General features: G+C 37.3%; 4 protein-coding genes. All 4 read right to left on the bottom strand.

Annotation, left to right across the window (positions count from 1 at the left end; translation table 11 throughout):
* Positions 1 to 76: 76 nt before the first annotated feature.
* Genes B0A80_RS08795 through B0A80_RS08780 form a run of 4 tightly spaced genes read right to left on the bottom strand, consistent with a single transcriptional unit; the run spans position 77 to position 15,181 of the window.
* The gene (locus B0A80_RS08795; protein ID WP_070905748.1) at positions 77 to 1,792 is read right to left on the bottom strand and encodes a carbamoyltransferase family protein; all 1,716 of its coding nucleotides are present in this window, start codon (positions 1,790 to 1,792) and stop codon (positions 77 to 79) included.
* 14 nt (positions 1,793 to 1,806) lie between these two features.
* Positions 1,807 to 12,831 (bottom strand): non-ribosomal peptide synthetase, encoded by an 11,025-nt coding sequence (locus tag B0A80_RS08790; RefSeq protein WP_089077049.1) that lies wholly within the window; start codon positions 12,829 to 12,831, stop codon positions 1,807 to 1,809.
* Entirely contained in the window at positions 12,831 to 14,108 is a 1,278-nt protein-coding gene (locus B0A80_RS08785) for a KamA family radical SAM protein (RefSeq protein WP_089077048.1), read from the bottom strand. Before B0A80_RS08785 ends, B0A80_RS08790 begins: the two co-directional genes overlap by 1 nt.
* Entirely contained in the window at positions 14,108 to 15,181 is a 1,074-nt protein-coding gene (locus B0A80_RS08780) for an amidinotransferase (RefSeq protein WP_089077047.1), read from the bottom strand. The genes B0A80_RS08785 and B0A80_RS08780 overlap by 1 nt, the downstream gene beginning before the upstream one ends.
* Between the last annotated feature and the right edge of the window lies 1 nt (position 15,182).

The following is a 15,182-nucleotide window of genomic DNA, read 5'->3' as shown; positions in this document are numbered from 1 at the left end:
GACGGATACCTATACAAAGATACATTCAATAGTTGGTGAATCTTTTTCAAAATTTTCGTTCTCAGCATCAAAAAGATTACACTTTTTCCAGATTATCCTGTTTGTTTAAAATAAAATTCCCCATAACCAAATAATCAATATTGGATTTCAAAAAAGTTTTTATCGCATCCTCAGGAGTACAAACAATTGGTTCTCTATCATTAAAAGAAGTGTTTAAAACCATTGGGATACCGGTTAGTTTATAGAATTCTGATATTAACCCATGATATTTTGGATTGGTTTTCTGATTAACCGCCTGTATTCTCGAAGTCCCGTCAACATGCACTACTGCCGGTATAAGTTCTTTTTTATTGGTTAAAGCCGGATAAGCCATAAGCATGTACTCGGATACTGGTGTGCTTTTTTTAATGTCAAACCAGTTTTCTGTTTCTTCTGATAAAACACTTGGGCAAAATGGTCTGTGATCTTCCCGGTGTTTTACTATTGAATTGAGTTTTTTAATCATATGGAAATTTCTCGGATCTGCCAAAAGACTTCTGTTTCCAAGCGCCCGGGGTCCAAATTCCATTGCTCCCTGAAACCATCCAATAATATTACCTGCTTTAATAAGTTCTGCTGCTTTCACTTCTATGTCTTCCACATGTGAATACACCAGATTTCTCTTAGACATTTCATTGTGTATTTCTTCGGTTGTAAATGAAGGCCCTAAGAACGTATTGTCCAAAACCAATCCTTCTAAATTACCTTCTGCTTCAATATTCAGTTTTAAAGCCGCTCCCAATGCAGTTCCCGCATCATTTGCTGCCGGCTGTATAAAAATGTTTTTGAACTTACTATTTTCAAAAGCAATGGTGTTGGCAACACAGTTTAAAGCGACACCACCCGCAACACAAAGATTTTCAGATTTTGTTTCTTCAAAAAGCCTGTCGGTAACTTTTACAATAATATCGGTTGTCCATTTTTGCAGAGCAGCGGCAATATCCTTGTGTACCTCTTCTAATTCATCTAATGTTTCTCTTTTTTTAATGTTGAATAACTTTTCTAACTTAGAATAATCTTCAACCCTGAAGCATAGTACCTCATTATCCAGTTCAAAAATAGTTTGATCATTGATGGAAATTATCTTACTGAATTCCTCTTCGAATGTTAAAGGATTTCCGAACGACGCTACGCTCATTACTTTACACGCATCGTATTCTGAAAAGCCTAAAAATTTAGAAATTTTCTCCCATAAAAAACCAATTGAATTAGGATAGGCAATTTGTTGTACTACATCAATATTTTTACCATGTCCGTAAGCAAGGGTGGTCGATTCAAATTCACCGATTCCGTCAATAGAAAGTATGGCCGCATCACTAAACGGAGATGGATAGTATGCTGATGCACAATGCGCTATCGCATGTTCGATAAAGCTAAACTGTCCCTTGAACCCCATTTCCTGAAGTTTTTGAGGAATTTGTGTTAATTTATCATAGAATAACTTTTCGCCATCCTCACAACCCCAGTTGTTTGGTACGAAACGATCTTCTGAAGGTATGTTTTCTAATCTTCTTTCAGGTTTAAATGAAAACCCTATTAGAGAAACATCCTCTAAACTTATCCCCCCCATCTCGAGACATTTGTTCATGGCAAGAATCGGCAATTCATCCGGATTGTCAATTTTTGATTCTTTTGCATGTTTGACTCTTGAAAGTCTTTCTTCTTCAATAGCCGCCACTACTTTGTTATCGATTATTAAGCATGCCGCTGATTCATGGTATACACAATTTATTCCTAAAATAATATTTCTCATAATTTTGTATCTTTTTATTTCTCTATTTGATTTGTTATAATTTGGGTGTTTTTTTGTATTTTTTCTTTTTGGAGTATTTCATAATGCCCCCCTTCAAGCCTGATCAGATTGATTTTACTTTTAATTAAGGCTTGCCAAACGTTGTGTTTGTCGATGCTGGAATTTTCACTCAGAAAAACATAGGTCGGAATATTGATCATTTTGTTTCCTGATATGAACGAAGTGATTTCAGCATATTTCCATATTCGGTCTACAATTACTTTCCTTTCATCGGGAGTAAATTTATTCAGCTGATCTAATTCTAAGTATGCGTCAACGTCAGCGTCTTCATAAGCAGTTGCTTTTTTGTTTATTTTGACGGTCTGAGGCGGTGGCACAATATCCAATACGATAAACTTATTGACCACTTTATAATCTTCCAGTTTTTTTAGCAGTTCATAAGCAAATAAGCCTCCGGCTGAATAACCCAGCAAGTCAAGTTCGCCTTCAATTCCGCTGTTCATTATCATTGCTATAGCGCTGTCTACGATATCATTTAAACTGTTATGCATTTCTTTATAGGAATCTAAAAAAGAAAAATCAAGCGCATAAACGTTGTAATGATCAAGGTGTTTTGACAACTCTAAGAAATCTACTGCGGTGGTACTAATAGAGGGTATGCATACCATATTCTTTGTTTTTCCACTGCTGAGTTTGTGCAAATAGATCCCAGCTTCTTTATTCTTTGCATTTTTGTCTACATAGGCCGCTATGCTGTAAATAGATTGGCGATTGAATACTTCTACTATCGGGAATTTTATACCGAACTCTTTTTCGATTTTGGAAATCAGTTGAATCATGTTTATAGAATGTCCTCCATATTCAAAAAAACTGGAATGAATTTGGATTTCTTTTTCTAAAATTTCTGTAAAGAAGCCTTTTATGATTTGCTCTGTGGCCGTTAATTTGGTTTCGGGCGACAGGAAATCGCTATTGAGCTTCAGTTTGTTTAATTTATTCTTGTCCACTTTTCCATTATCATTCAGTGGTATTTTATCTAAAACAATAATTTTTCGCGGAATCATGTATTGTGGCAAATACACAGACAAATGCATTCTGATTGCATTATCATTCAAATAATTACTGGCCGATTGTTCGTTCAGCAAATAGGAATAATCCGTTTGTAAAAAAGTACCTTCTTTTTCAGTAGAAGCTTTGAGGCTGATCAGATTAGAATATCCAAAATGACGGCATACCTCTGCATAACACTTTAAAATCTCATCCTCTTCCAGTGTGTTGAATGCCGAATGAGTCGAAATATTCAGAATGGCTATGGCGTTGTATTGTGTTTCCTCTACCCTACGCAGTAAAATGCTACTATCATCAGAAACAGCAGTCGTGTCTGACAGAAAAACAGGAACAGCTGTTACATAACAAATTGTTTTACCGCTTTCGTCATTAATTCTTATTTGTAGATCGGGATAATCGTAAAGTATCTGATCAAAATCTTTAAAAGATTCTAAAAATAATGGTTCAAAAGGTACTGTTTTGGAAAGGCCCTGGAAGTCTTCCCTAATCATTTCATTTTGATGGAGGGTAATCCATGTGTACACTCTGCCATCCTTAGCTACAAAACTGTTGATTCCTTTTTCGGGTTCAATAAAAGCAATTAATTGTTCGTAAGCTGCTTGTTTGTTTACAAGTACGGCAACATTAAAAATAGCATTATGATTTAAAAGAACCGATTCTATTTCATCAATCTCAATCCTGTTGCCATTCAATTTTACCTGATTGTCGAGTCGTCCGTATACAATTAAATTACCGGCTTCGTCATAAATACCCTTATCACCTGTTTTGTAAAGCCTTGTGCTAAATCCATCCTGAAAGGGATTATCAACAAAAGCATTTTTGGTTTGTTCGGGATTGTTCAGGTAATCGGCAGCTGCACCTATTGATGATATATACAATTCCCCTGGAACACCAAGCGGACAAATTTTCATCTTCTTATCCAAAACATAAATTTTGGTATTGGCTACCGGCTTGCCTACAGGAACAAACTGATCTGTACCAATAGTGCTTTCAGAACAGTCAAATCGGGTAGAATCTACAGTGGTTTCAGTTGGTCCATAGCAGTTATACAATTTACACTCCAGCACATTAAAAAATCGGTTTCTTAATGAGGTCTGCAATAAAGCACCCCCTACCGCTATTCTTTTTAGACTTTGAAGATTTGAAATTTCGTTTCTTTCAAGACCATCAACAATAGATTCTAATAACAAAGGTACCGACTGCACATGCGTAATCTTATGCTTCTCGATATAGCTTTCATAGGCTTTTATGCTTTTTTCATCATCATCTTTCATCACGACTATTTTTGCGCCTGTGGCTAATGGCCATAAAAAGTCCATAATCGACGCATCGAAGACTACCGGTGTGTGAAATAAAACAGCTTCGTTTTCATCGAAATTAAAAGCCTCTGTAGTAGATTTTATAATATTGATTATCCCTACATGTTTGATATTAATACCCTTCGGTTTTCCTGTTGATCCTGAAGTAAATATAGTATAAGCCAGGTCCTGGTTTTCTACCTGTACATTTGGAGCAGAATCAGAAAACCCGGAAAGATCTGTGGTGTTCAGGTCGATGAACAATTTCGAAAAAGAGGCTTCCATAAATGCCTGAGACAAACATTCTGTAGTGGTAACTATTGCTTCAATTTCTGCCTGATTGATAATTTCTTCGATACGCTGTACAGGGTAGTCTTTACCCAGCGGCACATAAATTGCACCTGCTTTAAGTATTCCTAATACTGTGGCTATAAACTCTGTCGATCGCTGCATCAGCACTCCAACCCTGTCTTTTTTCCTAATGCCTTTTTCGATCAGATAATGAGAAATTTTATTGGCAAAAGCATTGATTTGGGCATAAGTAAGCTGTTGTTCGTTGTCGACTACTGCAACATTCTCAGGATATTTTACCGCCGTTTCTTCAATCAGGTTATGAATACCGTAATTTTCAATAGTGAAAACATCTGTATTCTCGGTAAAATCGCTAATGATCGTTTTCTCTTCGTTCAGCAATATGTCATAATCTCCAATATTCTGCTCAGGATCTGCTATACACTGACGGATCAACTGCTCGTATCGCGAAAGGAAATTTTGCGCTGTTGATGCTTTAAACAAATCTGTATTGTATCGCAATGAATACCACATATAATGCTGTGAGTGATCAATCTGAAGCGTGAAATCAAAAACAGAGGTATGGTTTATTTTCAAATCATACTGACCAGTGATGTCATTGATGGTGATGCCATCAAAGTTTCTTTCGGTCAATTCGGTGTCATCATTTTGCACGCCAAAAAATACGGACATTACTTTTTGTCGTGAAAAATCTGTAGTCGGATTTAATTCTTCGATAATCTTGTTGAAAGGATACAAATGGTTCTCGTAAGCATCTAGCGAACTTTTCTTTGAATGCTCCATTAATTTTCTGAAAGACCAGTTTTCCTCTACCGTACAGCGTATCGGTATTCCCGATGCAAATAGACCGATAATATCTTCCAGATTTTCCTTATCTCTGTTCCATATAGGAGTTCCTACCACAAAATCATCCTGGTTGGTTAATCTGTATAATAATAAGTTTAATACCGAAATTAAAAAGATTTGATAGGTGACCCCATTTTGATTACAGAAATCGGTTATTTCCTGTTTGAAATCTAAATCAACCGATTTGAAAATAAAGTCTCCATTAAAGGAATGCACCAGTGGCCTCGGAAAATCTGTAGGCAGTTCGAGTGGTTCCGGTATTGTTTTGTATTTTTCCAACCAGTATTGCCTTTGAGACTCTAATTGTCCCGAATCGATCAAAGCGTTAATCCATTCGGTGTAATCGACATAGTTTACCTTTAATTCCGGAAGACCAAAATCACCTGTGGCAATTAAATTGTTATAGCCCTGAGTCAGTTCCTTATGGAAAATAAAAGTTGATATCTGATCCCAGACAATATGGTGCGTCTCTAATGTAAAAATGTATTTTTCATCTGCCAGTCTGATCAATTTAACCGTACATATTGGTGGTTTAGATAAATCAAAAACAGTGTTGCTGTATTTTTTTATGATTTCCTGCACCTTACTTTCCTGCTCTGACTCTTGTCTGATATCGATCAGAAAGTCAGCAAAATTAAGTTCCGTATGTTCCCTGAGAAGCTGATAAGGCCTGCCATCGTCTTCAACTAATGCTATTCTGAAAATATCATGCCTGTCATACAGATGTACTATTGTTTGGTACAATGCATCAATATTCAGATCACCATTGAATTCAAGTATAAATCCGATGTTATAAAACGTACTGTTCGGATTAAATTTTTGCAGGTACCATTCGGCAAACTGAACAGGTGATATTTTATACCTGCTCTTTCTGCTTTTTTTCGCTGGATTTGGCAATACCAGATTTAGCCTTTCTTTTTTATGAAAGTCAATCCTTTTTGCAAAATCTTCGAGAATTGGATATTCAAAAAGATCCTTTAACGGGATATCAACCTGAAATTCTTTCTTGACTTTTGTAATGATCTGTATAGCGGAAATAGAATGTCCGCCATTCTCAAAGAAATTATCATTGATTCCTAAGCTATCTCTTCCCAATGTATCCATCCAAAATTCAAGAATCTTTTCTTCATAGGTGTTTGAAGGAAGGACTATTGCTTTTTCAGAATTACTTTTGGAATCGCTCTTTGCTAAAAGCTGGTTGCGATCAATTTTCCCGTTAGAAGTCACCGGAAAACTCTGCACAATAAACAGCTTTGAAGGAACCATATACTCCGGCACGCTTTGTGCAAGGCGTCTCCTGATTTTTTCAGTTTCTACCTCTATATCTTCATTTGTTACAGCATTGTTTATGATTACAAAGGCTACAAGATAGTTTTGGTCATTGTTTTTATTCAAAATGACTACCGCTTCTTTGACCTCAGCAATCTGTAGTATTTTGTTCTCTATCTCACCCAATTCGATTCTCCTGCCATTGATTTTGACCTGAAAATCTCTTCTGCCGAAAAATTCAATATTCCCATCCGGTCTATATCTTCCGATATCTCCTGTTCTGTACATCGGAACTTTTGAAGACTGAAAAGGATCTTCCAAAAATACCTCACTCGTTTTTTGAGGATTGTTCAGATACCCATATCCGACTCCTATACCTGAAACTACAATTTCTCCCCTTACTCCTATCGGAACCTGTTGAAACGAATCGTCGATGATGTAGATTCTGAAATTCTGTAAAGTTTTTCCAATCAATATGTTTGGCCCCTGAGGACACTCTTTCATGATATAATGTGTAATATCATCAGAGGTTTCTGTTGGGCCGTACGCATTCACAATCGGGATATTCGGAAAGGCATCAAACCATTTGCTGATCAGGGCATGATGTACCGTCTCCCCTGTAACTAACAGATATTTTAAATGCTCCAGTTCCTTAAAACCATTGTTTTCTGCCGAATTGTATAACAGCGACAGGTAGGAAGGCACCACTTCAAGTATGCTTACCTGATCTGAAGTTAAATGATACAACAGGTTTTCGGGATTCGTTATCGTATCATCATCATAAATGACAATTGACCCTCTCTGAACCAGAGCAGCAAAAAACTGCCATATTGAAATATCAAATCCTTGTGAAGCATTTTGCGCCACTACACTATCAGCCGTTATTTCGAGGTCGTCAATTTTGGCATAGATATGGTTCATCATCCCCAAATGATGTAAAATTGCACCTTTGGGTTCACCTGTTGAACCGGAAGTGTAAATGATATAGGCGGCCTCGTCTAAATTGGACCAATCAGAATAGGTATCGTTCTCTTTTTTTAGGGAACGCTTGTCGTACTGATACCTTTTTTGTACACCTTCGGCTTTGTTAGTTTGAGATTTATCTAAAGAAATTAGGGTATCATAGCGAAAAGAATACAATTCATTTTCAATGCTTCCAATTTTATCGGTATGCAATACCTCGCTGATAAAATCATATTTAAACTTTAAATCATCGAAGAAATATCTTTCCACAAAAAATTCTTCGTCCCATTCCAGTTTAACTCTTTCATTGCTATTGGCCTCTTTATAATCTTGCAGGGAAGTTATCAGACTTTCTTTCTTATCGTTGTCCATGATATCTCCAATGAAAATTTTCCCATGGTTGCCCAATAAGGCAAAACATTTTTCCAATACATCCAGGAGATAGTTATAGCCATGAAAATTCTGTATAACACTATTGATAACAATCAGATCAAAATCACCCGTCTGAATTTGGTCAATTTCATGGGCAAAAAGATTGTGTTGATGAATATTATCAAGCTCTAATTCCTTAATCGTTGCTTCGTTGTTTTTTAAAACGTTTGCCGATAAATCTACTCCGTGATATTCCTTAACCAAAGGAGCAATGGCAAACATGGTAATTCCTGAACTACAGCCTATTTCCAGTACTTTAGAATTTGTATTTATTTCCTGGCTTATCTTGAATCGGGCATTTTCACGATACTCGTTCATTTCTTCCCGGCTGAAAGGTTTACCGGTATAACTATTGAGCCAGCCACCAGCCGTAATATCATCGGTGGAACGTTCGGCTACATACTCCCAAAGATCTCTGTTCATAGAAGCATTTTTTGATTCGGTTTCCAGAAAGATATTTTCACTGTTGACACAAAAGATACTTTTAAGCCCCGGACAATCCCACTGCAATAACATTGCTTCTTTTACAAAGTTTGTATCGATCACAAGCATCTCCAAACCGGCGTCGTTGATTAACTTTTTGATACGCTGGTAAGGATACGTTGGATCAAAAGGCAGATAGGTCATACCTGCTTTCCATACTCCTGTAATTGTTTTTACGATTTCAGGGGAGCGTTTCATTAAAACACCTATAAGTTTATTATCGGTATTTAATGACAGGAAATCTGCAATCTGACTACTTTCCTTATGAAGTTCACCATAGCTGGTTTGCACGCCATTGTACAAAATCGCACATAAATCAGGGTTGGTTTGCGAATGCTCTTTTATATAGTTCGGAATTGTTTTTTGAGGAACAAATTTATCGGTGCTATTGAATTGGCTGATGCGTTTTTTGTCTTCTTCAATCAGCAAATCATAATCGCTAAGTTTTTTGTCCGAATCAATTCCAACCTGATCTAACAAATAATTAAAATGCGTGAACAAACGCTCGATATGCTCAGACTCATAAACGTCCGTATTGTATCTGGCATTGAAAATAATTTCTCCGTTGGCTTGTTCCACCAGCATGATGTTCAAATCACAGATCGCTGTTTTATTATCTGCTTTTATCACATTCACTTCGACAGATTCTGCACTCAGATTATCATCCGAAGAAATGGTATTGGCATAATTTTGAGTCTCGATCAAAACATCAAAAACCGGAGAACGACCTAAATCTCTCTTAATATTTATATCATTGACCAGCTCATCAAAAGGATAATCTTTATGTTCAAAGGCTTCAATTATATTATTTTTTGTTAGACTGATAAGGTCCGAAAATTTACAATCCCGATCAAATTGTGTTCTTATGACTAAGGTGTTAATATAGAATCCGATTTGATCTTGTAACGATAATTTTTCTCTGTTGGCAATAACAGTACCCAGTACGATGTCGGTGTTTCCTGTATACTTATAAAATATATAATTAAAAACAGACATTGCGGTCATGAAAAGCGTCGCATTGTACTCTTTACCTAGTGTCTGCAGGTTTTTTGTACTGTTTGACGGAAGTGTGTAAACCACATAAGTACCATTATAAGTCTGTGTTTTTGGACGCTCGCTGAACGAAGGCAGGTCAATCTTCAAAAGATCTCCCTCGAGTTTCTGACTCCAGTATACTCTTTCTTTCCAATCGATATTACTATTCTCCCATTCTGCATAATCCTTGTTCTGAATTTCCAGGGGAGTAAGATCTACCGGAATCTGGGCAGAAAAAGCATTATAATACGATAAGATATCTTTCATTATTATTTTGAGAGACCACGAATCGGATATAATATGGTGCATGCAGATGAGCAATAAATAATCGTCATCCGCTTTTTTCAAGAGACTTAGCTGTATCAGCGGTCCCTTTTCTAAATCAAATTTATGCTGAATGAAATCCTCAATGTAGTTATTGATTTTTAGCTCACCATTGTTTGCTTTGCTGTAATCCAGATATTCCAACGCTGAAAATTCCGGATTGAACGGCAACACGTTCTGCACGATTTCGTCATCCAAAAGAACGAAAGCTGTTCTCAATATTTCATGCCTTTCGATTAAAGCGGCACAAGCTTTTTTTAAGTAATCAATATTTAGTTCCCCTTTAAGTTCAGCGGCTACCGGGACATTGTAGGCTACAGAAGCCTCATCAAATTTACTTAAAGACCAAAGACGCTTTTGAGAACTGGTTGTTTTATAATATTTTTTTTCCGAAATCTTTGGAATTTCAGAATAGGCCGAATCCAGTTTATTCTCCTCAACAAACGAGGCAAGCGATCTGATGGTAGAGTATTTAAAAATATCTTTTATCTCAATTTTAATACTCAATTTTTTATGCAAAAGCGAGATTAGCGAGACCGCATTTAAAGAATGTCCGCCAATGTCAAAAAACAAGTCATTAACCCCAACCTTTTCCAAATTGAGGAGTTCCTGCCAAATCAAGGTAATGCTTCGTTCTAAGTCAGTACCGGGAGCTTCATATTCCGAAGTCAGACTGTCTTTTGCATTGATGATCTTTGGAAGTTTTGCGGTATCGATTTTTTCATTTGCGGTTAAAGGAAAGCTGTCCAAAAAGAAAAAATAGTCCGGCATGTAATACTCCGGCAGTTTTGTCTTCAGTTCTTCTTTGATCGTTACGGCCTTAATGGGTTCGCTATTGTTTTTGGGAACGATGTAACAAGCCAGATAATCATTTTCTGTTTTTGGATCCTGAATAACCGTTACAAAAGCCTGACTTACGGCATTCAATTTTAGAATTTGGTACTCAATATCGGCACTTTCTATTCGTATACCTCTAACTTTTAACTGATTGTCTTTTCTTCCTATAAAATCTAAATTTCCATCCGGTTGCCATCTTGCGAAATCACCCGTTTTGTAAAATCGCGTAGTACCAAAATTTTCAATAGTAACAAACTTTTCCGTATTCAGTTCTTCAGCATTATAATAGCCATTTGACACATAAATACCGGCTACATAAAGTTCACCAATCATTCCCATTGGTGTAAACTTTTTATGCTTATTGAGTAAGTATAGCCGGGCATTTTCAATTGGTTTTCCTACTGAAACTTTTTTAAGCTCCGACGGAAATGCAGAACAATCATAATAAGTCACATCAACCGTTACTTCTGTTGCGCCCCAGGTATTTATTAATCTTGTGTCATTTGTAGCAAACAAAGTATCGTTAAAAGAATTGACAACTCTGGACGAAAGAGCTTCAGCACCCGTAAATATCCATCTTAAAGTGGCCAGTTTTTCAATATGATTTTCAAACGTATTGATATAATCCAAAAAAACAGAAAGCATGGATGGAACAAAATCCATAGTGGTTACTTTGTAGGTACTTACCGCCTCAAGAATAGCTTCTGGATTTTTCTCTTCACCATTGGGTAAAAAATAAATTTTTGCTCCTGAAGCTACACCACGAAACATTTCACAAATGGAAGGATCAAAAGACAAAGGTGTTTTCTGAATGGTCACATCGCGATCTGTGAAATTGTACTGTTTTGTTAACCAGCTCATTCTGGCAACGAAAGATTCATGCAAAATAAGTACTGCTTTCGGGCTACCCGTTGAACCGGAAGTGAACATAAGATATGCCGGATCTTTTGGGCCCGCTGTAGCTTTAATATTTCCAACAGGATAATGCTCTAAGGACAAATGATCCAGATCTACTATTGTTCTGCTTTCATCTGCTACAGCATTACTGTAGGGAGCTTTTGAAATTATGATCGGAACTTTTACTTCTGCAAGCATCACCTCAATCCTGTCGGCAGGAAGTGTAGGATCTATCATGAAGAATGTACCGCCTGCCTTTAGTATGGCCAATATGGAGATGATAAGGTCATTCGATCTTTCTAAATAGATTCCAATTACAGCATTTTTAGTGTCCTTTTTTTCCAATAGATAATGTGCCAACCGATTGCTCCTTTCGTTTACCTGTCTATAAGTAAGCTGGCTTTGGGAATCGATTGAAAATAAATTATCGGGGTTACTATCCGCCTGACTTTCAAAAACAGCATGAATCGTATCAGCCGAAAAGGCCGATAAACTCACAGGTGGATTCAATCCGTCTTCGTAATATTTTATTTCACTATCAGAAAATAGGCTAATATCCTGAATAAGAATTTCGGGGTTGCTTATTACCAACCTCGCTACATTCAGGAAATGAATCCCCATCTGCTTAAGATAGATGCCTGGTACAGCAGCCGGGTTGGCTTCTATTTTCCCCTCAAGCACATTGCCTGTTTTTTCAAATGTAAAAACGATATCATCGCCGGTCGATTCAGCTCTACCATGGATTGGCTCAAATACATGCCACACGTTGGACAGGTCGTTGCTGTTACCACTGATTTTTTCGGCTAAAACATTCCGGGGATAATCCTGATTCTCATAAGACAGCTCAACAGTCTCACTCAATTGCATTACAAACTCTTTAAAAGAATTTGAAGCATCAATTTCTCCGGATATATAAACCGAATCATTGAGTGTTTCTTCATCGGCATTTTCTATTAAAACTGACGAAATTGTAGTGATTGTATCCTGATCCAGATAGTTATAAAGCATGATTTTCAGAACAGCATCCAATAGGACATAAACAGACAGATCATTTCCTTTCGCCAGGGAAAAAATCTTTTCACTGATTTGCTCATCAATACTGAAAACGTATTCCTCTTTCTCAAAATCATCAGAAACTGTGGTATTATTAGTAAATACTAAGTGCGTTTTCTCTGCTATTTGAGCGATTCTTTCAGACCAATATTTTTCTTGTTTAAGGAACTTTGCAGATGTAAGAGTTAAAACGGTGTCTAAAGTGGTATTGGTATTCTCCATTAATCTTCTCTTTTTGAGTTTCTAAAATTTTGCGGCATTATAAATTTTTCATTGCCCTGAATCAAATCCATAATGGATATGTCTTTGCCTTTCCTGTTGCCTGAAGTAATTTCCTGATCCGGTTCCTGATCCGAATCTGTGTACACGGTAATAAAACCTTCATAATTCCTTAAAACAACTTTGTTTGGGGACTGACTTAAAACATAGTTTGGAGCCAAGGGAATTTTACCACCACCGTAAGGTGCATCAATTACAAAAGTTGGAATGGCATATCCGGAAATATGCCCCCTTAGTCCCTCCATAATCTCGATGCCTTTGGATATAGGAGTTCGAAAATGGCCTGCTCCTTTTACTAAATCACATTGATACAAATAATAAGGTCTTACCCGCATCTTTACTAATTCGGTACATAGTTTACGTTGTATTTCGACAGTGTCATTGATCCCTTTTAATAATACAGTCTGGTTGCCTAAAGGAATTCCGGCTTTCGACAGCTTGTCACAGGCTTGTTGTAACTCCGGAGTAATTTCTTTAGGATGATTCACATGGATGTTCAGCCAAAAAGGATGGTATTTTTCGACCATATCGCAAAACTCCTGAGTTATAATATTGGGGTTGAATACTGGTGTTCTGGTACCAAGTCTAATAATTTCGACATGAGGAATTTCTCTTAATCGCATTAAGATCGATTCCAGTCTTTTAATTGGCAGCAGTAAAGGATCACCCCCCGACAGCAGTACGTCCCGGATTTGTGGATTGTTGCTTATGTATTCAATCTGATTGTCAAAATCAGTAGAGTTGTAATTTTTTGAACTGTCTCCTACCAACCTGCTTCTTGTACAATATCTGCAATAAGATGCACACTGGGTAGTGACCAGCATTAAAACGCGATCCGGATACCGGTGTACGATACCATTCACGGGTGAATACTCATCTTCGCTTAAAGAATCTTCGTTCATACCACTAAAATCATACATTTCCTTCTCGGTCGGCAAAACCTGCCTCCTTATCGGGCAGTTGAAATCGTCTTTGTCTACCAGACTCAAAAAATAAGGTGTAATGTCAACTCTAAACAACGAGTTCTGATTTAAAGCGTTAGCTTCGGTAGGCGTAAGATTGATAATTTCTGATATTTCTTCAAAGCTATTTAGCCTGTTGCTTAACTGCCATTTCCAATCGTTCCACTTCTCATCGGGAACATCATTCCATTCCGGATGCCGATACGATTGGGCAAAAGATTTCTCCTTTTCGGTACTAATTATTTGCTCATTTTGCATTAAAAGTAGGATTTAAGTTCGCCCGTTCTTCGTATATCCAATGTTGCACAGTGAAAACCTCCGCCAAAAGTGTTGAAATTGTAAAAACTACACGGTATCGGTTTCATTCCAAATTTTTTCAGTGCTTCGATGGTTGGTTTTTCGTTTTTCTCCACCAGAATTCTTTCACTGTCAATCATAAAAGTGTTCATGGTAAGCCATTTGCTGCTCATATACAAAACCTGGCTGTCCGGCATAACCGGTGCAGGGGCTTTCATAATATCCCAACTTTTGAACATCTCAGGAATTTTGTTCATTCTGTCTGGATGGATTAGCAGTTTACCTGGTGCCAACGGTACAAAAGTGGTGTCAATGTGCATCGGGTGCCTGTCATTACAATCTATTTTATGAATTGTATAGTCATCCCCAATGTGCTGCTGGAGCCACTTAATACCTGCATCATTGGTTACATGGCTTTTAAGCACAAAGATGTCTTTACCGCATTTGGTAAAATCAGCGGCGTCAAATACCGGCTCAAAATCATTTATAACATAATTAATAGGGTCATTGCCGCTTCCTTCCTGATAATTATAATCGTAAAGTTCATCCAGCAATTGCGGCTTTGGAGCTGCCGACCATTTTGCTCCCTTATTAAAATATTCTTTTATCAGAGGTCTGAAAGAATTCACTTCATGATGTCTTGATCTCCAAGGCATCGGAGCTTCAATGATGTTTTCACCTATAACCAATAAAACATCCCGTGGCATCGCACTATATAACCCGCCTTCGCTTTTCCAGTCAGGGGTACTGTAAGGTCTGTTAAAATCTACCGGATCCGGTCTTCTAACGATTACTCCCTCCTGTTCCAATATATGAGCCAGGTTGTCCAGTTCCAGCTGCGCGGCTTTTATCTGCTCAGCAGGGAATAATTTTCCTCCATTTTTTTTATAAAAATCCCAGTGGTTTTCAGGCATTGTTGCTTTCAGGGTAACATGCCATGGCGGTACTGATGCACCTTCCATTGTTCCAACAATTACTTCTTCTAACGGGTCCCATTCATTGTAAGAACTTACAATAGGTTTTGTTTGCGACATA

The sequence above is a fragment of the Flavobacterium tructae genome (assembly GCF_002217475.1).
Classification (GTDB): Bacteria; Bacteroidota; Bacteroidia; order Flavobacteriales; family Flavobacteriaceae; genus Flavobacterium; species Flavobacterium tructae.
This window is presented reverse-complemented; position numbering and strand designations above follow the sequence as displayed.